Origin of the sequence: Pseudomonas brassicacearum subsp. neoaurantiaca, from assembly GCF_013608025.1 — a bacterium.
Classification (GTDB): domain Bacteria; phylum Pseudomonadota; class Gammaproteobacteria; order Pseudomonadales; family Pseudomonadaceae; genus Aquipseudomonas.
In genome coordinates this window covers 87081-108899 of record NZ_VDLV01000058.1, presented here as the reverse complement: position 1 = coordinate 108899, position 21819 = coordinate 87081, and the positions used below count along the sequence as shown (strand labels likewise).

Here is a 21819-nt window from a genome sequence, read left to right as displayed (position 1 = left end):
CCCGGCGCGTGGCACCGGGGGTGTGTTCGATTACACCTTGACGTTCTGACGGATGTTCCAGCCGAACTTGACCGGGCCGCCTTCCTTGGTGCCGTCGGCTTTCTGCGGCTGGTAGTCGACCAGCACCTTGGCGAAGTTCAGGGTGATGTTTTCGGTCAGGCGATCATCGCTGCCCGAACCACCGGTGCTCAGGGAAGTGATAAGCACTTCTTCCAGGTTGATGATCATGTACTCGACCTGGTTTTCACCGCCGGCCTTGCGCACGGTTAGCTTGACCTTGTCGACGTGCTTGCCGCTGGCGCAGTGCATCATCAGGTTCGGCGACGCCTTGTCGACGTACTTGGTCAGCGACAGGTCCTGGATGTTGACCTTGCCCGCGCCGCCGCCGCTGCCGACGTGCATGTTGCCGGACTGGGACATGCCCCAGCTCCAGTTCAGGACGTCGATCTCGTCCTTGTGGGCCTTGTCCATGGACTCGCCCTTGATGTCGCCAATCTTGATGAAAATATCAACAGCCATGTTTTCTCCCTGTGTGGTCTCTACCACATTGTTTGGTTGACGCTGACCTTGCGAAATATCGTGTTCGGAACAGCCACGGTGATCTCCTGTGGGAGCGAGCTTGCTCGCGATAGCGGAGTGTCAGATACAGCCATGACAACTGATCCACCGCAATCGCGAGCAAGCTCGCTCCCACATTGGCCTTGCACCGTTCAGTAAATCTTTACGCGCCCTTGGCCGACGGCAGTTTCGATACCAGTCGCAGCGACACGGTCAGCCCTTCGAGCTGGTAGTGCGGGCGCAGGTAGAACTTGGAGTTGTAATACCCCGGGTTGCCTTCGACTTCTTCGACGATCACTTCGGCGGCAGCCAATGGATGCTGGGCCTTGGTGGTCTCGGTGGAGTGCGCCGGGTCGCCGTCGACGTAGTTGAGGATCCAGTCCTGCAACCAGCGCTGCATCTCGTCCTTCTCTTTGAAGGAGCCGATCTTGTCGCGCACGATGCACTTCAGGTAATGGGCGAAACGGCAGGTGGCGAACAGGTACGGCAGGCGCGCGGCCAGGTTGGCGTTGGCGGTGGCGTCCGGGTCGTCGTATTCGGCCGGTTTCTGCAGCGACTGGGCGCCGATGAAGGCAGCGAAGTCGGTGTTTTTCTTGTGCAGCAGCGGCATGAAACCGTTCTTCGCCAGTTCCGCTTCACGGCGGTCCGAAATAGCGATTTCGGTCGGGCACTTCATGTCCACGCCGCCGTCATCGGTCGGGAACGTGTGGGCCGGCAGGTTTTCCACTTCACCGCCCGACTCCACGCCACGGATGCGCGAGCACCAGCCGAAGTGTTTGAACGAACGGTTGATGTTCACCGCCATCGCGTACGCAGCGTTGGCCCAGGTGTACTTGGAGCTGTCGGCGCCGTCGGTGTTTTCTTCGAAGGCGAAGGCTTCCACCGGGTCGGTCTTGGCGCCGTACGGCAGGCGCGCCAGGAAACGCGGCATGGTCAGGCCGATGTAGCGCGAGTCTTCCGATTCACGCAGCGAACGCCAGCCGGCGTATTCCGGGGTGGTGAAGATCTTGGTCAGGTCGCGCGGGTTCGACAGTTCCTGCCAGGAGCCCATGCCCATCACGGTGGGCGAAGCAGCGGCAATGAACGGTGCGTGCATCGCGGCGCAGACTTTCGACAGTTCGCCCAGCAGTTCCACGTCCGGTGGCGACTGGTCGAAGTAGTAGTCGCCCACCAGGCAGCCGTAAGGCTCGCCGCCGAACTGGCCGTATTCTTCTTCGTACATCTTCTTGAAGATCGGGCTCTGGTCCCACGCGGTACCCTTGAATTTCTTCAGGGTCTTGTGCAGGTCAGGCTTGGAGATGTTGAGCACGCGGATCTTGAGCTGCTCATCGGTCTCGGTGTTGTTGACCAGGTAGTGCAGGCCACGCCAGGCGCTTTCCAGTTGTTGGAAATCCGGGTGGTGGATGACCTGGTTGACCTGGGCGGTGAGCTTGGCGTCGATGGCGGCGATGATCGACTCGATCGACTTGATGGCGTCGTTGGACACCAGGTCGGTCTGCGCCAGAGCCTGTTCGGCCAGCGTGCGCACGGCGGTCTCGACGGCTTCGCGAGCACGTTCGGTCTTGGGTTTGAATTCTTGCAGCAACAGCGAGGCGAACTCGCTGGTTTCTTCGGTGGCGCCCAGGTTCTGGGGCTGATTGTCGCGTACCAAATCGTTCATGATCGTTAGTCCTTAAGCCTTGGGCTCTGCGTCGGCGGGCTTCGGCGCGCTCGCCAGGGCCTGCAACAGCGCTGGGTCCTTGATCGCCTTCATGATGATTTCCTCGGCGCCAGTCTTGCCGTCCATGTAGGTCAGCAGGTTGGCCAACTGAGTGCGCGCTTCGAGCAGCTTGTTCAGCGAATCGACCTTGCGCGCCACGGCTGCCGGGCTGAAGTCGTCCATGCTTTCGAAGGTCAGGTCCAGGCTCAGGTTGCCTTCGCCGGTCAGTTCGTTAGGCACATGGAACGCCACGCGCGGCTGCATGGCCTTGAGGCGCGAGTCGAAATTGTCGACGTCGATCTCGAGGAACTTGCGATCGGCCACTGGAGCCAGAGGCTCGGCGGGCTTGCCGGCGAGGTCGGCCATTACGCCCATGACGAAGGGCAACTGGACCTTTTTCTCGGCGCCGTAGAGCTCGACGTCGTACTCGATCTGCACTCGAGGCGCGCGGTTGCGCGCGATGAATTTCTGAGAACTTTGCTTCGCCACGTTGCTGCTCCTGGTCGCTTGAGCGACGGTGTTGGCGTCATCGGGGGTACCTATGACGTGACTGCGTGATCCGCTCGCTTTTTATTCGCTTTCCGGGCCGCGCAGGTTTTCAAATTGACTCATGCCGTCGGGAATCAGATTGCGCACGATCGCCGCGAAGTCGGCATGCACCAGATTCTTCGCCCGATTCAACAGCACCGGCAGCGGGCTGGAGGGCTCATGGCAGGTGTAGTACGCCAGGATCCGGTCCAGGCTGCGCAGCACGTCGTCACGGTTGTTGATTTCCCCCGGGACGGTACTGCTGCGCGGCGCGCTCGGTGCGCTGGTGTGTTCAACCGGCGCGGTGTGGTCGGCTTCGACGGGATCGGCAAGGTCGTTGTCGCCGCTCTGCGGGGCGAACTGACCGAGAATCTGCAGGGCCATTTTCAGCGGTTGTTTCAGCGGGCCGAGGTCCACGCCTTGGGCGGAACCGACCTGGTCGCTGACCTGCTGTTCGATGGCTTCGGCGGCGCTGCGGGCTTCGAGCAGGGCGGCGCGGATGGTTTCCAACTGCTCGGGATCGCTGTCGAGCAGCGCGCCGGCAAGCTGCTCGGCGCCGAGGCTTTCATCGGCAAAACTTTGCAAGCCGCTGGCATTGGCGGCGGCGCGCAGGCTGACGGCCCCGAACGTGCGCGAGCGGGCCAGGATGCTTTCGCGCAGCAAGCGAATGGTCACGTCCGAGGTCAGGCCGGCGAGGGCGTTGATGCGCACGGTGGGATCATTGTCGTCATCGGCGTCGAGGCGCGGATGCAGATCAGGCCAGTACTGCTTGAGCAATTCGCTGATCAGCGTCAGTACGCGGGCCAGGCCGGGAATGCCTTCCAGGGCCAGGGAGCTTTGCAACAGGAAATGGGTGATGCGCAGGTCTTTGCTGCGCGCCAACAGGTCCAGGCTCTGCTGCTGGATGCTGCGCCACTCGGGAGGTTCGGCAGGCAGGATCGAATCGCCCATGCTGCGCTCGGGTTGGCCCCGAGAGTCGCGTTCCAGGCGCAAGAAATCCGCGTCATATTCCAGGTCTTCACCGCAAGGCGAATTCGCGGAAACGGCGGCGAGCAACAAAGGCACATCCACTTGGATCGATCTCCCTATCACCCGCTGAAGAAGTCGGGCAGTGCACACGCAAGTTTCGGATGAAACTCCACATGTTCCTTGACGATAATGGCGCTATAAGTGCGAGATGATCTTAAAGTGCCATCATGTATATTCAAGAAGTTGTGCATTTTTGGTGTAGTACTTATCCGTTGTCAAGGTAAGCTATTTCGCCGATGTGACAGTTGTGAGGTGCTTAACAACCCGCGCGACCCAGGGGTCGAAGCGCGCACTGATGCAGGGTTTTTGTCATGCGGGCCGGTTAAGATCAGCAATCATGCTGGCAAAAAGCCGTTTCGGGTTGTTTGCAAGGCGTGTGGCGCATAGCCGGCGCCGGGTTCCAATGTATCGTCGGCGACAAGAAGTATTCAGCAAGGAGGCGAGATGCCGCTGTGTTTGACTATCACTAGTTATCACAAGATTACCCCCGGACAGTGCTCTGAAAAGACCTTGGGCCAGGGAGTGATGGCAATTGGCCGCAATTCCGATAATGACTGGATATTACCGGATCCGGAGCGCCTGGTCTCGGGCAAACATTGCGTTATCCAATATAAGGATGGGCGCTATTACTTGACCGATAACAGCACTAACGGTGTGGAATTGGTCAAGGCCGGTATTCGCCTGCGCAAAGGTAACAGCGAGCCGTTGCAGGACGGTGAAGTGATCCGCATTGGTGACTACGAGATCCAGGCGCGGGTGGACTTCGACCTGCCGATGACCGACAGCAATCCGTTTGCCGAAGCACCCAGCAGTTTCGAAGCATTGATGGGGCGCCAGAGTGCCCCGGTGCATACGCCTTCGCCAATGCCCGTGAGCACGCCGGCGCATTTTCAAGGCGTGTCGTCGATGGACACGTTGCCGGACCTGTTCGACTTCCTCGCCCCGACCAGCGTCCCGCCAGCCACCCAGCCGGACCATGTGCCGGCCGAGCAGCATGATTTCCGTCCGCCTACGCCGATTCCGCGCCCGAGCCCACCGCCGGTGGCTGAGCCAGTGTTCGAGCCGGTGGCCGTGACGTCCGCCCCGGTCATTCCGGATGACTGGGACCCGTTCAGCGACAAGCCCGTGACGGTGGCACCAATGCCCATCGCGCCGCTGCCTGAGCCGGTTTCCGTGCCGCCGCTGCCGGTGCTTGAACCCGTTCCCGTACCGCCAACTCCTGTGGTTGAAGTCGTTGCGCCGATTGAATCCGCGCCACAGCAACAAGCGCCGGTCAGCCGTGTCGAACCGACGGCCACCGAGGTGCAAAGTTCTCAGCCCGACCTGCTCCAAGCCTTCCTGCGTGGCGCCGGGCTGGACCAGTTGCGCCTGGACAAGGCCAACGCCGAAGCGCAGATGGAAAGCATCGGGCGCAGTTATCGGTTGATGGTCGAAGGCCTGATCGATGTACTGCGCGCCCGCAGCAGCCTCAAGGGCGAATTCCGCATCCAGCAGACGATGATCCAGCCGGTGGAAAACAACCCGCTGAAATTCGCCCCCAACGTCGACGAAGCGCTGCTGTTGCTGTTGCGCCATGGCAACCAGGCGTTCATGGCGCCGGACGCGGCGGTGCGCGACAGCTTCGATGATCTGCGTGCCCACCAACTGGCGGTCATGGCCGGCGTTGAAGCAGCGATCAAGCACTTGCTGGCGCGTTTCGAGCCGGCGCAACTGGAAGAACGCATGGGCAAGCCCGGTGGGCTGTCGGGCATTTTCAGCGGCTCGCGACAAGCCCAGTACTGGCAGCAATTCACCGAGCTCTATAGCAACATTTCCCGCGAGGCCCAGGAGGATTTCCAGGACCTGTTCGGTCGCGAATTCAGCCGCGCCTATGAAGAACACAGCACACGACAGCGACGCCGTTGAGCGCCGCCGTCTTATAACAATACTGATCAAGTCAACAACGGATAGCTCAAACGTCATTGAGGACGCAGGATGATTCCCAGGTTTTTACTCGCAGTCGCCGCAGCGCTTCTGCTGACGGCGTGTGCCAAGGATGCGGCCCCACCCCAGCCCGAAGAAGCTGAGGCCGACACCGCCGCCATCGAGTTGCATTTCCATGCCATTGCCGGCCTCAACCCCGGTGCCACCGGCCAGCCGGCCCCGGTCCGGGTGCGCATTTTCGAACTGAAAAATGCCGCGACCTTTGGCCGTTCGGATTATTTCGCCTTGGCCGAGCGAGCCCAGGCAACGCTCGGCGCCGACCTGATCGACCAGGACGAAGTGCTGATCCAGCCCGGCCAGCAATTGAGCCTGCAACGCGACCTCGACCCGGCCACGCGGCACATCGGAATCCTGGTGGGCTATCGCGAGCTGGACCAGTCGCTGTGGCGCACGGTGATGAATGTCCCGCCGCGCGAATACACCGAATACCAGATCAGCCTCGACGTGCGCGCCGTGCGCAGCGCCGTCGTCGTTACCCCATCCAGCCCTGCCCAATAAGCAATCGGAGCCCCCATGTCCTGGAACAATCGCGTGGTCTGGTCGGAAGGCATGTTCATTGGAACGCAGCACTTCCAGCAGCATGACCGTTACCTGGAAAACCTCATCGACGCACGCAGCCGCCCCTTGTCGGCCGGCGCCTGGGGTTTTTCCGAATTGCTGATCGACCAAGGCCTGCTGGCCCAGGGCAAGCTGGCGATCATTTCGGCACGCGGCCTTCTGCCGGACGGCACACCGTTCAACATTCCCCAGGATGACCTGGCGCCAACGCCGCTGAACGTCGATGACAACCTGCGCGATGGCCTGGTCTACCTGGCCTTGCCGCTCAAGCGCGCCGGTGCCCGCGACACCGTGGATGAAGGTGAGGACCTCGGCGCTGCACGTTATGTGAGCCAGGTCTGCGAAGTGCGCGACGACAACGCGCCGTTCGAAAACCGCGCACCGGTGGCCCTCGGTTCCCGGGCGTTGCGCTTGTTGACCGAACAGGATGGCATCGGCGACTACGCCGCGATTGGCGTGGTGCGCATCAAGGAAAAACGCGCCGACCGCGCCCTCGTGCTCGACGAGGCCTACATCCCGCCGCTGCTGGATGTCATCGCTTCCAAACCGCTGGCAGCGTTTCGCAGCGAACTGCTGGGCCTGCTGCATCAGCGTGGCGAAGCCTTGGCTGGGCGAGTGGTGGCCTCGGGAGCCGGTGGCGCCTCGGAGATCGCTGACTTCATGCTGCTGCAACTGGTCAACCGCGCCCAGCCGCTGATCCAACACCTGAGCCAGTTGAGCCCGCTGCACCCCGAGCGCTTCTACAGCGAACTGGTCAGCCTGGCCGGCGAGTTCTCCACCTTCACCGCCTCCGGCCGACGACCGCAGCAATACCCGCCTTACCAGCACGATGACCTGGCGCTCAGCTATGCGCCGGTGATGCAGGCCCTGCGTGAAGCCTTGTCGATGCTGATCGACAGCAAGGCCACGCCGATCCCGATTGTCGAGAAAGCCTACGGCATCCACGTGGCGATGCTGGCCGACAAGACCCTGCTCGACAGCGCCAGCTTCATTCTCGTGGTGCGCGCCGACGTACCCGCCGAAACCCTGCGTGGCCGCTTCGGCCAGCAGAGCAAGGTCGGTTCGGTGGAACACATCCGCGACCTGGTCAACCTGCAACTGCCGGGCATCGGCCTGCTGCCGTTGCCGGTGGCGCCACGTCAGCTGCCGTACCACGCCGGTTCCACCTATTACGAATTGGACCGCGGCAGCGACCACTGGCAGCAACTCAGCAATTCCGGTGGCTTTGCGTTCCATATCGCCGGCCAGTTCCCAGGGTTGAACCTGGCGTTCTGGGCGATCCGAGGATAATTCGCGATGAGCAACGACGATCGTACCCAGTTCATGCCGACGCCCGGCGGTCGCGGCGCGGACCCGTTTCGCCCGGACCCGGCGCGCCAGCAGCCAGCACCCGCGCCGGCGCCGTTGTCGATGCCGGCCGCGCCGGTCCTGACCGGCAAGGCCGAAGGCCTCAACCCGTTGGAAAGTGCCGCCGGCCCGTTGCTGGCCCTGCTGACGCGCCTGCGCAACACCATCGCCCACCCGGCGCCGGCCAGTCTGCGCGCGCAACTGTTGGCGTACCTGCGCCAGTTCGAGGAACGCGCCGAAGCCGCCGGTGTGGTGCGCAACGACGTGTTGCTGGCCCGCTACGCCTTGTGCACCGCCCTCGATGAAGCGGTATTGAGCACCCCGTGGGGCGGCACCAGCGACTGGGGTAAACAGAGCCTGCTGATCACCGTGCACAACGAAGCCTGGGGCGGCGAGAAGGTGTTTCAACTGCTGGAGCACTGTCTGCAAAGCCCGCGTGAACGCCTGTATCTGCTGGAGCTTTTGTACCTGTGCATGTGCCTCGGTTTCGAAGGCCGTTACCGAGTAATGAATGATGGCCGCAGCCAACTGGAAGCATTGCGCGAGCGCACCGCCGGCGTCATCCGCAGCGCCCGTGGCGACTATGAACGCGAGCTGTCGCCGCACTGGCGCGGCGTCACCGTGGCCCGTGATCGACTGGCGCAATTCATGCCGCCGTGGATCGCCGTGGCCATCGGCGCGGCGTTGCTGCTGGCGCTGCTGTTCGGCCTGCGCATGAAGCTGGCTTCCGACGCCGAACCGGTGTTCAAGAACATCCATTTCCTCGGTGAAATCCCGGTACAGACCATCGACCGTCCGGTGGTGCAGCCGAAAGTGATCGAGCGCCCACGCCTGGCCGGTTTCCTCGCCGATGAAATCCGCTCCGGCAAGGTCGCCGTGGAAGACGCCGTCGATCGCTCGGTGGTGACCATCCGTGGCGATGAACTGTTCGCCTCCGGCAGCGCCAGCATCAAGGACGATTTCCAACCGTTGATGCTGCGTATCGCCGACGCGGTGCGCAAGGTCAAGGGCCAGGTATTGGTGACCGGCCACAGCGACAATCGCCCGATCGCCACCCTGAGGTTCCCATCCAACTGGGCGTTGTCCGAAGCAAGGGCGCGCTCGGTGCTGGACATTCTTTCGGCCAAGACCGGCCAACCCGAGCGCTTCAGCGCCGAGGGCCGCAGCGACACCGAACCGTTGGCGTCCAACGCCACCACAGAAGGTCGCGCGCGCAATCGTCGGGTTGAAATCACAGTGTTGGCGGAGGGGGTCGAGTGAAGGCGTTTTTCAGTTTCATGATCCGCTGGGTCATTCCATTGCTGGGGCTGATTGCCCTGAGCCTGATCATCTGGTTCGTTGGCCCGCTGCTCGATTGGCTGGTGCCCGAAGGTCGGCGCTGGGCGTTGATCATCCTGGTGTTCGCGGTGTGGATCGCCTACCGGGTGTTCCGCATTATCCAGGCCCGCCGCCAGGCCGCCGAAGTGATGCGCAGCCTGGCCGCGCAGACCCCGCCGGACCCGACCAGCATCGCCACCGCCGAAGAACTCGAAACCCTGCGCCAGCGCATGGACGAAGCCCTGGCCCTGCTCAAGAAAGCCAAGCTCGGCGGCGATGAACGTCGCAACCTCTACGAACTGCCGTGGTACGTGATCATCGGCCCGCCCGGTTCGGGCAAGACCACCGCGCTGGTCAACTCGGGGCTGCATTTTCCGCTGGCCGCGCAACTGGGCGCCGGTGCCGTGCGCGGCGTCGGCGGTACGCGTAACTGCGACTGGTGGTTCACCGACCAGGCCGTGCTGCTCGACACCGCTGGCCGCTACACCACCCAGGACAGCGACGCGACCGTCGACAAGGCGGCGTGGCTGGGCTTCCTCGGCCTGTTGAAGAAGCAACGGGCGCGTCGGCCGATCGATGGCGCGTTCATCGCCATCAGCCTGTCGGACCTGCTGCTCGGCAGTGATGCCGAGCGCGCCGCCCACGCTGCGGCGATTCGCCTGCGGATCCAGGAGCTGTACACCCAGCTGGGCGTGCGCTTCCCGGTCTACTTGATGCTGACCAAGCTCGACTTGGTGCCGGGCTTCATGGAGTACTTCGACAGCCTGAGCAAGGAAGAGCGCGCCCAGGTCTGGGGCATGACGTTTGCCCTGGACGACGGCAAGAGCAACGACAGCCCGTTGGCGCACCTGCAAAGCGAATTCACCTTGCTGGAGCAGCGCCTCAACGACCGTCTGGTCGAACGCCTGCAACAAGAGCGCGACCCGGCGCGGCGTGACCTGATCTACGGCTTCCCGCAGCAGTTCGGCGCCCTGAAGGATTGCCTGCAAAGCTTCCTTGAAGGTGTGTTCAAACCCAACGCCTTTGAAGAACGCGTGTTGCTGCGCGGTGTGTATTTCACCAGCGGCACCCAGGAAGGCAGCCCGATCGATCGCCTGATCGGCTCCATGGCCCAGAGCATGAACCTGGACCGCCAGCACCTGGCGCGCCAGACCGGCACCGGGCGCAGCTACTTCATCGAAAAACTCTTCAGCGCCGTGGCGTTCGCCGAACGCGGGTTGGTGGGTGTCGATCCGAAAGTCGAGCGTCGGCGCAAGTGGATCGCCCGTGGTGTGCTGGCTTCTACCGTGGTGCTGGTGTTGGTGGTCAGCACGTTGTGGTGGGTCAGCTACCGCGCCAACCAGGCCTACATCGCCCAGGTCGATCAGAAAGTCGCGCCATTGGGCCAGACCGTGCAGAACCTCAGCCCGGCCCAGCGCGACGTGCTCGCGGTATTGCCGCTGCTCAATGCTGTCAAGCATTTGGCCGGCGACGCGCCCGACTGGGCCGAAGGCCTGGGCTTGTATCAAGGCGACATGCTCGAAGCCGAGTCCGGCAGCGTCTACCGCAAGCTGTTGATCGCGGTGTTCGCGCCGCGCCTGCTGACGCGCATCGAAGAGCAATTGCACAGCGGCGGCAATTCGGACTTCCTCTACGAAGGCTTGAAGGCCTACCTGATGCTCGCCGACAACGAGCATTACGACGCCGACTTCATCAAGGCCTGGATCGCCCTGGACTGGGACCGCAGCCTGCCGCGGGACTTGCCGGCCGAGCAACGCCAGGCCCTGACCGGGCATTTGCAGGCGCTGTTCGAGCGGCGTCCGCCGACCGCGCGCCTTGACCCACGGCTGATCGAAGACCTGCGCCGCCAGTTGCAACAATTGCCGGTGGCCCAGCGCGTGTACGACCGTATCAAGCGCCAGAAGCTGCCGGAAGGCATTCCGGACTTCCGCATCAACGAAGCCGCCGGGCGTGACGCCGCGCTGGTGTTCAGCCGCAAGAGCGGCAAGCCGTTGGGCGAGCCGCTGAGTGGGTTCTTCACCGTCAAAGGCTACCGCCAGGGCTTCTTGCTCAGCAGCCTGAGCCAGACCGGCACCCTGGCTGAAGAGCAATGGGTGCTGGGCCACGAAGAGGCCGACCAGCAGAACGTCGCCAGCCTGGCTGCCGATGTGCGTCGCCTGTACTTCCAGGACTACATGCGCCAATGGGACGCCTTGCTGGCCGACATCGACTTCGTCCCGATCACCAGCGTGGCCCAGGCTGCCGACGTGCTGCGGGTGATTTCCGGCCCGACCTCGCCGCTAAAAAAACTGCTGGTGGCGGTGGCGAAGGAAACCGACCTGCAACAGGATGAACGCCTGCTGGCCGCCCAAGGCGCGCCGGTGGAAGGCGGCGTGGACAAGCTCAAGGAGCGCCTGGGCAGCTTGCTCGGCCAGGAACAGGCGACGTCCAGCGCGCCGGCGACCAGCGATGACCCGATCACCGCGCATTTCGCCGAACTTAATAGCATCGTCAACAAGAACGAAGGCGAACCGGCGGCCATCGACGGTCTGCTGTCCGACATGAACGCGCTGTACGTGCAGGTCAGCGCCATGGTCGGTGCCAGCGGCGATGCCTTGCTTGGCGAGGCCAAGAACCAGGCGTCGGCCGCCGCGACCCGCGTCAGCCTCAACGCCGAACGCCAGCCGCCGCTGGTGCAGGGCTTGGTCAAGTCGGTGGTCAACTCCACCACCAACACCATGATGGGCGGGGTGCGCAATCAACTGAACGCCGCCTGGACCAGCGAAGTCGTGAACATCTATCGCCAATCCCTGGCCGGGCGCTATCCGATGTCGCCGGGCAGTGCACGGGACGCGACCCTCGACGACTTCGGCCAGTTCTTCGGTGTCGGCGGGGTGATGGACAACTACTTCCGCAAATACCTGCAACCGTACGTGGACACCTCGACCCAGACTTGGCGCTGGCAACCGGGCGCGGCGCAGAAGCTCGGGATTTCTCCGGGTGTGCTGCAGACCTTCCAGCGTGCGGCAACTATCCGCGATGCGTTCTTCCGTTCCGGCGGCACGCAGCCGATGGTGCGCTTCGAGCTTAAGCCGGTGGCGATGGATTCGACCATCACCCAATTCCTCCTCGACCTCGACGGCCAGCAGTTGAGCTACGACCACGGCCCGAGCCGCCCGACCGCCATGCAGTGGCCGAACCCGGGCAGCATTGGCGTAGTGCGGATCTCGATCATGCCGCCGTCGTCCAGCGGTCGTTCCGGCATCACCCTGGACGGACCGTGGGCCTGGTTCCGCCTGCTGGAGCAATCGGACCTGACCGCCGGCAACTCGCCGGATCGCTTCAACCTGCGCCTGCGGGTCGATGGCGCCAGCGCCTCTTACGAATTGCGCGCCAACAGCGCGTTCAACCCGTTCAAGAGCCGCGTGCTCAGCGGCTTCAGCCTGCCGGAGCGTCTATGAGTACGCCGGGCTTCTATGGAAAATTGGCCAGCCGCGGGGATTTCGTCAGCCGTGGCTTGCCCCAGAGTTTTATCGGGCCGTGGGATTCCTGGCTGGCGGCGGGTTTGCTCGCCAGCCAGACCAGCCTCGGCGAGCGTTGGCTGGACGCCTATCTGGTCAGCCCGCTGTGGCGCTTCATGGTCGCGCCCGGCGTGTGCGGGCCGGACGCTGCGGTGGGCGTGGTGATGCCGAGCATCGACCGGGTCGGTCGCTATTTTCCGTTGACCGTCGCGGTGCTGCTGGACCCGGAGGCGGACCCGGCCTCGGTGGTCGGTGGCGCGGACGATTGGTTCGAGCGGGTCGAGAACCTGTTGCTGAGCACGTTGAGCGTCGAGGCCAGTTTCGAAGCGTTCAATGAACAGCTGGAAACCCTGGGCACCCCGGGATATTTGCCACGCACCCCAAGCAGCCGTTTCGCCAGCCTGCATCGCTTCGATGCCACCGACCCGCAGCGACGCATGAGCACCCTGGCCGAGTCGGCCTGCGAAGGCGCGAGCCTATGGTGGGGCCAGGGTTCGGAGCGCATCGCGCCTGGTTTGATGCGCTGCCAGGGATTGCCGGCGGCGGCTGATTTTGCGCAATTTTTGCTCGGCCAAGAAGGTGTTGTGTAGATGCGTCCAAGTGCCGGAAAAGCAATCAAGTCTGCAAGCAAGAGCCATGTCGGCATGGTCCGCCAGGTCAACGAAGACGCTTGCCTGGACCTGCCGGAAAACGGCCTCTGGGTCGTGGCCGACGGCATGGGCGGGCACGCGGCGGGCGACTACGTCAGCAGCCTGATCGTCGACAGCCTGCGCAGCATTGCCGCGGGGCGTTCCCTGGATGAATACATCGCGGCGCTGCAAAGCGACCTGTTGCGCGTGAACGCCGCCGTGCGCGAAGAAACCGCCAACCGTGGCGTGACCATGATGGGCAGCACCGTGGTGGTGCTGGCCGCCCGCGACTTGCGCGGCATGTGCCTATGGGCCGGTGACAGTCGCCTGTACCGCCTGCGCGAGGGCGTGCTCGAAAGCATTTCCCGGGACCACAGCTACGTCCAGGACCTGCAGGACAGCGGCCTGCTCAGCGAAGCCGAAGCCCGCGTTCACCCGCGCGCCAACATCGTCACCCGCGCCATCGGCGTCGAGGCGCAACTGAACCTGGCGATGACCGAATTGCTGCTGGTGCCCGGCGACAGCTACCTGTTGTGCAGCGACGGCCTGACCAAGACCGTCGAGGACGAGGAAATCCGTGAAGTATTGAGCCACGACGAGCCCGGCGAAATCGCCAGCAGCCTGGTGTCCCTGGGCCTGATGCGCGGCGCGCCGGACAACATCACCGTGGTCGTCGTGAAGGTGCCGTCATGAGTTTGACCCTGAACATTGTCATCCCCGGCTACGACATCGACGGCGAGATCGGCGAAGGCGCGATGGCCAGCGTGTACCTGGCGACCCAGCGCTCGCTGGAGCGCAAGGTCGCGTTGAAAGTCATGGCCGCAGCCCTGGCCGCAGACCCGACGTTCTGCGAGCGTTTCCTGCGCGAAGGCAAGACCCTGGCGCGCTTGTCGCACCCGCACACCGTCACCATCCATGACATCGGCAATGTCGGTGAGCTGTATTACATGGCGATGGAATACCTGCCCAACGGCACGCTCAAGGAACGCATCGCCGCGGGCCTGACGCCGGAGCAGGGCCTGACCTATATCCGCCAGATCGCCTCGGCCTTGGGTTATGCCCACGGCTTGGGCCTGGTCCACCGCGACGTGAAGCCGGCCAACATTCTGTTTCGCGCCGATGGCACGGCGGTGCTGTCGGACTTCGGCATCGCCAAGTCCCTCGACGACCGCACCCAATTCACCCAGGCCGGTTTCGCCGTCGGCACACCGAGCTACATGAGCCCGGAACAGGCCCGAGGCCAGGACATCGATGGCCGTGCCGACCTGTACGCCCTGGGCGTGGTGCTTTACGAAATCCTCGTCGGCAAGCTGCCGTACACCGGCAACGATGCGCTGTCGACGGCGCTGGCGCATCTGACCGAACCGTTGCCGGAACTGCCGGTGCACCACGGCCGTTACCAGGACGTGTTGCGCAAGCTGCTGGCGAAGGACCCGGCGGAGCGTTTCCCGGATGCGGCGGCGTTGCTGCGGGCGTTGGATAACTTGCCAGAGCAATCGTCGGAAGCGACGCTGATCCGGCCGTTGTCGTTTGAACTGCCCGTCGCGCCGCCTCCGGTGGATGACTTGGCGGGCCTGACGCCGATGTCTATCGACATTCCGAGCGGCCCGGCTTACTCGCAACCGCAGCCACAATCGCAGCCCAAGCCTGTGCCACCGCCGGTCAAGCCAACGCCGTCCACGGTTTCGGAGCAACGCAAGGGCCCGGTGTTCGCCCTGGCGGCTGTTGCGGTGGCCGTGGCACTGGCGTTGGGTGGCGCGGGTTATTGGTGGTTGTCTGGCGATAACGGAAAAGAGGTGAAGACGCCGATTGCCAAGACAACATCGGTCAAGCCTGCCGAGGTCGCCCCACCGAAGGCCCCCGACGTGCCTGCGGTCAAGCCTCCCGTTGCCCCTCCAGCCCAGCCTCCCGTGGCGACCGAGGCCGACGGCGGCCAACGCCCGCTGTTGATGGCCGGCAAGAAAACCCTGTTCCAGCGCGTGCTCAGCAAGCCGGGGGCCAAGCTGGCAGCTGAACCGGGTGCCGCGCCGGGCAAGGCATTGCCAGCGTTTTCCGTGTTGTATGTGTACCAGCGCAAGGACGTGGACGGCAGCGCGTGGGTGCGCGTCGGCGCGGCCACCGACGGGCGCAGCGACGGCTGGTTGCCCGCTGCCCAGGTCAGCGATTGGAAGCAGAGCCTGGTGCTCAAGTTCACCGAGCGCTCCGGCCGAGCGCCGGTGATGTTCCTGCGCCAGCCCGGCGAGGTGGAGAAACTGCTGGCTAATCCGTCGGCGGCTAAGAACGTGCTGCTCAAGGCGCAGCAGAGTCCCCAGGACAACCAGCAAGTGCTGGCCCTGGAGCCGGCCGCCAGCGCCGTGCCGCAAAACCAGTTCTATCTCTTGCCGATCTTCGATTCCCGCGAGAGCTTCGACGACAACGGCCAACCGGTGCAGTTGTTGAACGTGGCCTCCATCGACCCTGGCAGTGCCCCGAAGGCTGCGGCCAATACGCCGATCACCACCGCCAATGCCGACGCGTTCCGTACCGCCGTGGTGTTGGTGGTGGACACCACCGTGTCCATGCAGCCCTACATCGATCAGGTCCGCGACGTGGTGCACCAGTTGCAGACCCGCATCGCCGAACGCGGCGAACTCGACAGCGTCAGTTTCGGCATGGTGGGTTTTCGCAGCAGCATCAAGAAAACCCCGGGCCTGGAGTACACCGCCAAGACCTTGATCAGCTTGGAACAGGGTCGTGACCCGCAACGCTTCCTGGACATGGCGCGGCAGGTCAAGGCCTCCACTGTGTCGAGCCATTCGTTCAACGAAGATGCGTTTGCCGGTGTGATGGAAGCGGTGGAGGGCATGGACTGGTCCGGTTACGGCGGGCGCCTGATCCTGCTGGTCACCGATGCCGGTGCGCTGCGCAAGAACGACCCGTTTGCCGCCACGCAAATGAACGAGGCCGAAGTGCGCCAGGCAGCGCTGGGCAAGCAGATCAAGATCTACGCCCTGCATCTGCTCAGCGATGCCGGCAAGAAAACCCATGCCGGCGCCCAGACCCAATACCGCACCCTGACCGCCGACGCCAACCCGCAGATCGGCGACCTCTACATCCCGGTGCCGGGCGCCGACGTGCGCAAGTTCGGCGAGCGCGTCGATGAGATTGGCTCGGTGTTCGCCGACCTCGTCCATCAAGTACGCAGCAACAAGCCTCAGAGCGTGCCGTTGCTCAGCGCCGCGCCAAGCCTGGCCGACAAATCGGCAGCGGTCGGCTACGCGATGCACATGGATTTCCTGGGACGCAAATCCGCCAGCCAGGCGCCGCAACTGGTCAGCGCCTGGACCGCCGACCGCGACCTGACCAACCCGGCGCTGCCGGCGTTCCAGGTCTGCGTGATGCTGACCAAGCTGCAACTCAACGACCTGCAACAATCGCTGAAGCTGATCGTCGACGCGGCGCGCAAGACCCAGAGTTCGCCCAAGGATTTCTTCCAGGAAATCGCCAGCGCCAGCGCCTACATGAGCCGCGACCCGTCGGCCCTGCGCAAGGGCGGCAACCTCGCCACGGGCGGGATTCTCGGCGAGTACCTGGAAGGGCTGCCGTACCGCAGCAAATCGCTGAACATGACCCAGGATTTGTGGTTGTCGTTGAGCGTCGCCGAGCAGGAGGATTTCATCGACGAACTGGAATCGAAGATCCGCCTCTACGAAACCTTCCACAACGACCTCGCCAACTGGGTGCGCTTCGGCGATGCCGAGCCGGGCGATGCGTTGTACCGCGTTCCGTTGTCGACGCTGCCGTGATGCTGAACCTGAGCGCGGTGCACAAAAGCCGGGGTGCCGGTGGCCAACGCTACAGCCTGGTGATTCCTCGGCTGCAATTGCGTGCCGGCGAACAACTGGCGGTGGTCGGTCCCAGCGGCTGCGGCAAGAGCACCTTGCTGGACTTGCTCGCGCTGGTGCTGGCGCCGGATCAGGCCGGGCAGTTCGACTTCACGCCCGCCAATGCGCCGCTGGACATCGCCAAACTGTGGCGTGCGTCGCAACAAGGCACCTTGGCCGAGCTGCGCGGCCGTCACCTGGGCTATGTTCTGCAAACCGGTGGCCTGCTGGGCTTCCTGGACGTACGCGGCAACATCGAGTTGTCGCGCAAATTGCTGGGCTTGAAGGATGACGGCAGCGTGAAGCGCCTGGCCGGACAATTGGACATTGCCGATCAACTGGACAAGAAACCGGCGGACCTTTCCGTCGGCCAGCGCCAGCGGGTCAGTTGCGCCCGCGCCTTGGCCCATGGCCCGCGCCTGCTGCTGGCCGACGAACCGACCGCCGCCCTCGATCCGCTGAACGCCGAGCGCGTCATGCAGTTGCTGGTGGCCCAGGCTCGCGAGCACGGTGTCTGCTGCGTGGTCGCCACCCATGACGAGGCGCTGGCCCGCGCCAGCGGTTTGCAGGTGCGGCGTATCAGTTGCCGCCGCGATGCCGACGGTGGCGTCACCGCCACGCTCGGGGAGGCTTGCTGATGCGCGGCGCGCTGATGGCTTCCCTGGCCTGGCAGGATTACCGCAACGACGCGTGGTTGTCGGCGTGTTCGGTGCTGGCGTTGGTGGCCGTGGTGGCGCCGTTGCTGGTGCTGTTCGGCCTGAAGTTCGGCCTGGTCAGTAGCCTGACCGAGCGTTTGCAAAACGACCCGGCCACGCGGGAAATCATTCCCTTGGGCGGCGGGCGCTTCAGTGCCGGATTCGTTGAACATTTGGCGCAGCGCAGTGATGTGGCGTTTGCCTTGCCGCGCACCCGACAGATTGCGGCCACGGCGGACCTGAGCAGCGAGGCTGCCGCCGTCACGGTCGAGATGATTCCCACTGCCGCTGGCGATCCTTTGTTCGATCATTTGCCGGTGCCGCAGGGCTTGGATCAAGTGGTGCTCAGCCAGACCGCCGCCGAAAAGCTTGGCGCCAAGGCCGGCGATTGGTTGCAGGCCAGTTTCGGCCGGCAAGTGGCCGGTCGCAGCGAGGCGCAGCGCACAAAGGTGCAAGTGCTGCAGGTGCTGCCGCTGGAAGCCTTCGCCCGGGATGGCTTGTTCGCGCCGCTGGCCTTGCTCGAAGCGGCTGAAGATTACCGCGACGGTCGTGCCGTGCCCGCGTTTGGCTGGTCGGGCGATGCGGTAGGCGAGGCTGGGCAGCGGGTCTATCCGGCGTTTCGCCTGTACGCGCGCAACCTCGGCGATGTCGAGCCGTTGCGCCAGTACTTCGCCGGGCAGAACCTGTTGGTGTCGACCCAGGCCCAGACCATCGCACAAGTGCAATCGTTGAGCCGCAACCTGTCGATCGTGTTCTGGATCATCGCCGGGTTGGCGTTGGCCGGTGCCTTCGCCGCCATTTTTGCCGGCGCCCTGGCAGCGGTCGAGCGCAAGCGCCGTGAGCTGTCGGTGTTGCGCCTGTTGGGTGTGTCCACGGCGGCGCTGTTGTTGTTCGTGGTGCTGCAGGCGCTCTACAGCGCCACATTTGCGGCCCTGCTGAGCGCTGGCCTGTATGGCCTGGCGCAGTCGGGCCTGAATCATTTATTTGCGCAGATGCCCGGCGAGTACGCCAGCCATCTGCTGGTGCGTCACTACACCTTGGCCCTGCTGGCCGTGCTCGGCATCAGCGCCGTCGCGGCGGCTTGCGGTGGCTGGCGGGTGGCGCGCATCCAGGCGTCTGAAGGAATTCGCGATGTATAAGTTACTGGGCGCCGCCGTGGCGCTGAGCCTGGCCAGCCTGGCCTGGGCGGATGAAGGAACCGACAAGCTGGACAACCCCAAGCCGTTGCCCGACGACGTCAGCCTGCCGCTGCCGTGTGAAGGGCAAATGGTGTTCCGCTACGTCTACATCCTTGCCCAAGGCACCCTGGACGATCGCGAGATCAGCCTCGGCTATCCGTTCAGCGAAGGCGAGGCGGGCTATCAACAGTCGTTCATTTCCGGCTACCGGCGCGACTTCATCAACGGTCAGTTCACCCTCAAGGATTTGCCCAAGGACTGGAACAAGACCATCACGCCGTTGATGCCCAAGACCGACGCCAAGACGCCGCTCAAGCCGATGCTGTACTTCATCGGCAAGTACGAAGTCACCGCCCGACAGTACGCCCAGGTCATGGCCCAGGCGCAATCCCTGGCCAGCGGCGAGCCGGCGCCGGCCTGCGAAGCCTTGCAAGCGGATTTACCCCAAGGCATGGCGGGGCGCTTGCCCAAGGTGAAGCTGTCGAAGTTCGAGGCCGAGCGCTTCTCGGCGGTGTACAGCGCCTGGCTGATGAAATATCACAAGGATCTGCTGCCGGTGAGCGGTCGCGGCACCTCCGCCGAAGACGGCGGCCTGGGCTTCGTGCGCCTGCCCACCGAAGTGGAATGGGAATTCGCTGCCCGTGGCGGGCAAGCTGTGAGCCGCCAGGACCTGGAAGGCCGACTCTTCCCACGACGCCTCGAAGGCAGCGAAAGCGATGGGCCGCTGGCCGATTGGGCGGTGTTCAACCAGGTCGCCGGCGGTACCGGCCAGGCGGCGCGGCTGATGCCCATCGGCACCAAATTGCCGAACCCCATCGGCCTGTTCGACGTGGTCGGCAATGCCGCCGAGATGGTCCAGGAATCGTTCCAATTGGTACACGCCGGTCGCCGCCAGGGCGCCTATGGCGGCTTCGTGGTCAAGGGTGGCAACTATCTGGAAGGCGAGGGCACGCTGTTCACCGGTATGCGCCGCGAGTACCCGTTGTTCACCGCCGACGGCACCGAGCAAAGCAACGAAACCACCGGTTTTCGCGTGGCTGTCGGCGCGTTGTCGGCGCCGCGCTCGCGCTACAAGGAGTTGTTCGCCCAATGGCAGAAAGAGGGGCGGCTCGCGTCGCTGACCGATGCCATCGACGACGCCGATGATCCGACCAAACGCCTGGACAGCATCATCGCCGCCAGCACCGATCCGCGCCTGCAAGCCGAGTTGGGCCTGGTCAACGAAGAACTCAAGCGCAACGTCTCGCTCATCGCCCAGCAACGCGAAGAAGCGGCGGGCAACCTGATCCAGTCTTCGGCCCTGGTGGCCGAGACCATCAACAACTACAACATTCGCCTGACCAATCTGCAGAACAGTCGGCAAGCAGCCCTGGATGCCAAGGACGAGGCCAGCGCCACGCTGTTCGCCACGGCCATCGACAACGGCCGCAGTGCACTGGATGGCGCGGTGGCGATCTACATCGACAACCTGGCAACCGGCACGCGCTACACCGATGCCGTGATCCAGGCGCAGTTCCAGCGCATCAAGGAAGAGCTTGAGCGCAAACCGGTACTGGGCAAGAGCCTGGTGGCGCGTGCAACGTTATTCGTTCGTCATGTCGGGGATTATCGTCAGCAGAAACGAGCCGACCCGGCGGCGATATTGAAGGAATTGCTCGCATCGAATGCTCAGCGGTCTTGAGTGTTCGTTGTCAGCGAGCTTGGAAGGGACTCAGGCGGCGATAGGGCTGCGCTGAGCTGGTCAAAACTTAAACGAGAACACAACTATGCTTTTCTCCCGTAAACCTTTTGCTTCGGTTTCCAAGCGTCATTTGCTGCTGGTCGCTGTTGGCTTCAGCACCGTACTGACCGGCTGCGCTTCGTCGCCGACCTCCAAGGTCGCTTCGAGCACCAAGGTCGAGTACTACCCGAATTGCTACGAGCCGGTGCAGCACCTGCGCTCCACCGAAGGCAACATGACCAAGTCGGTCGTCACCGGCGCAGCCGTCGGCGCCGTCGGTGGTGCGCTGCTGGGCGCCCTGACCGCCGACAAGGAAGACCGTGGTCGCAACGCCGCCATCGGTGCCGCGGGCGGCGCCCTGGCCGGTGGTGCCGCCGGTTACTACACCGAGCGCCAGAAGCAGATCGCCGATGACAACATGCGCATCGCTTCCTACGCCGCCGACGTCAGCAAGAGCGCTTCGGACATCGACCGCAGCACCGCGTACGCCAAGGCTTCGCAACAGTGCTACCAGAATGCGTTCAGCAAACTGGTTGCCGACCGCAAGGCCAAGACCGTCAACGACACTGAAGGCCGCAAGCGCCTGGCGGAAATCGTTGCTGGCCTGAAAGAGTCCAACGACCTGATCGTCGCGGTGAACGGCAAGGCGTCCGAAGACCTGAACAACTACACCCAGGCTTACGAGAAAGACCTGCAGCAAGTGGGTGTGCAGCGTACTGACGTGGTGACCGTGGCCACTGCTGATACCACTCAGGTTGTGGCGGCGCAGACCAGCACCAAGACCAAGAAGAAAGTGACGCCGGCGAAGAAGAAAGAGCTTCCAGTGGTGCCGAAAGAAGCGGTCGCTACCGAGAAGACTTTGCAGGACGCCAAGGCCAAGCAGGATCAGAGCAAGCAGGTTGCCAGCGCGGGTACTACTCAGGTGAACAGCATGTGCAAGAACCCGGACCTGGGTGACTGGGCGCCGGTGCCTTGCCCGAATGTTTGATTGATCGCGGCTGATCACTTCTCTGGAGTGATCAATGCTTAAAACCTGTGGGAGTGGGCTTGCTCGCGAAGGCGTCCGTTCAGCCGGCATTCATGTCGATTGATGCACCGCTTTCGCGAGCAAGCTCGCTCCCACAGTTGTTTTGTGATGGCTGAAATATCCGCAACACCCCCAATCCCCTGTGGGAGCGAGCTTGCTCGCGATGGCGGCCTGACAGCTGGCCTGGA

At 63.7% G+C, this 21819-nt stretch carries 16 protein-coding genes; 12 read left to right on the top strand and 4 right to left on the bottom strand.

The genetic code is table 11. The features are described from left to right. Positions 1-30: 30 nt before the first annotated feature. The 4 genes from FHK92_RS25790 to tssA all read right to left on the bottom strand — a co-directional run bounded on the left by FHK92_RS25790 (position 31) and on the right by tssA (position 3856). Positions 31-519, bottom strand: coding sequence for an Hcp family type VI secretion system effector (locus FHK92_RS25790; RefSeq protein ID WP_181290609.1), 489 nt, complete (start codon positions 517-519; stop codon positions 31-33). A 202-nt stretch (positions 520-721) separates the two neighbouring features. Next, a complete protein-coding gene (gene tssC, locus FHK92_RS25785) occupies positions 722-2218 on the bottom strand; it encodes a type VI secretion system contractile sheath large subunit (protein WP_030138240.1) in 1497 nt (498 codons plus the stop codon). A gap of 12 nt (positions 2219-2230) precedes the next feature. Beyond that, the gene (gene tssB / locus FHK92_RS25780; RefSeq protein ID WP_025216163.1) at positions 2231-2746 is read right to left on the bottom strand and encodes a type VI secretion system contractile sheath small subunit; all 516 of its coding nucleotides are present in this window, start codon (positions 2744-2746) and stop codon (positions 2231-2233) included. A gap of 81 nt (positions 2747-2827) precedes the next feature. Further along, a complete protein-coding gene (gene tssA / locus FHK92_RS25775) occupies positions 2828-3856 on the bottom strand; it encodes a type VI secretion system protein TssA (RefSeq protein WP_181290608.1) in 1029 nt (342 codons plus the stop codon). Positions 3857-4258: 402 nt separating this feature from the next. Between tssA and tagH the strand changes: the two genes are divergently transcribed. From tagH to tagQ, 12 genes are all read left to right on the top strand, one after another. Then, positions 4259-5719, top strand: a complete 1461-nt coding sequence (gene tagH / locus FHK92_RS25770) for a type VI secretion system-associated FHA domain protein TagH (RefSeq protein WP_181290607.1) — start codon at positions 4259-4261, stop codon at positions 5717-5719. A 69-nt stretch (positions 5720-5788) separates the two neighbouring features. Further along, positions 5789-6295 carry a type VI secretion system lipoprotein TssJ gene (gene tssJ / locus FHK92_RS25765; protein ID WP_181290606.1) on the top strand — a complete coding sequence of 169 codons (507 nt, stop codon included), beginning with the start codon at positions 5789-5791 and terminating at the stop codon, positions 6293-6295. Positions 6296-6310: 15 nt separating this feature from the next. Next, positions 6311-7645, top strand: a complete 1335-nt coding sequence (gene tssK, locus FHK92_RS25760; protein WP_181290605.1) for a type VI secretion system baseplate subunit TssK — start codon at positions 6311-6313, stop codon at positions 7643-7645. Positions 7646-7651: 6 nt separating this feature from the next. After that, on the top strand, positions 7652-8962 hold the full coding sequence (locus tag FHK92_RS25755) for a DotU family type VI secretion system protein (RefSeq protein WP_181290604.1): 1311 nt from the start codon (positions 7652-7654) through the stop codon (positions 8960-8962). Continuing rightward, positions 8959-12459 (top strand): type VI secretion system membrane subunit TssM, encoded by a 3501-nt coding sequence (gene tssM / locus FHK92_RS25750; protein WP_181290603.1) that lies wholly within the window; start codon positions 8959-8961, stop codon positions 12457-12459. Before FHK92_RS25755 ends, tssM begins: the two co-directional genes overlap by 4 nt. Further along, positions 12456-13109: a type VI secretion system-associated protein TagF gene (tagF, locus tag FHK92_RS25745; protein ID WP_181290602.1), complete on the top strand. Its 654-nt coding sequence runs from the start codon at positions 12456-12458 to the stop codon at positions 13107-13109. Before tssM ends, tagF begins: the two co-directional genes overlap by 4 nt. After that, positions 13110-13841, top strand: a complete 732-nt coding sequence (locus tag FHK92_RS25740) for a PP2C family protein-serine/threonine phosphatase (RefSeq protein WP_181290601.1) — start codon at positions 13110-13112, stop codon at positions 13839-13841. Next, positions 13838-16933: a serine/threonine-protein kinase gene (locus FHK92_RS25735; RefSeq protein ID WP_181290600.1), complete on the top strand. Its 3096-nt coding sequence runs from the start codon at positions 13838-13840 to the stop codon at positions 16931-16933. The genes FHK92_RS25740 and FHK92_RS25735 overlap by 4 nt, the downstream gene beginning before the upstream one ends. Continuing rightward, positions 16933-17649: an ABC transporter ATP-binding protein gene (locus tag FHK92_RS25730; protein WP_181290599.1), complete on the top strand. Its 717-nt coding sequence runs from the start codon at positions 16933-16935 to the stop codon at positions 17647-17649. Before FHK92_RS25735 ends, FHK92_RS25730 begins: the two co-directional genes overlap by 1 nt. After that, positions 17649-18845 carry an ABC transporter permease gene (locus FHK92_RS25725; protein ID WP_181290598.1) on the top strand — a complete coding sequence of 399 codons (1197 nt, stop codon included), beginning with the start codon at positions 17649-17651 and terminating at the stop codon, positions 18843-18845. Before FHK92_RS25730 ends, FHK92_RS25725 begins: the two co-directional genes overlap by 1 nt. After that, a complete protein-coding gene (locus FHK92_RS25720) occupies positions 18838-20565 on the top strand; it encodes a formylglycine-generating enzyme family protein (RefSeq protein WP_375154633.1) in 1728 nt (575 codons plus the stop codon). The genes FHK92_RS25725 and FHK92_RS25720 overlap by 8 nt, the downstream gene beginning before the upstream one ends. Before the next feature lie 85 nt (positions 20566-20650). Then, on the top strand, positions 20651-21592 hold the full coding sequence (gene tagQ, locus FHK92_RS25715; protein ID WP_030138253.1) for a type VI secretion system-associated lipoprotein TagQ: 942 nt from the start codon (positions 20651-20653) through the stop codon (positions 21590-21592). Positions 21593-21819: the final 227 nt, after the last annotated feature.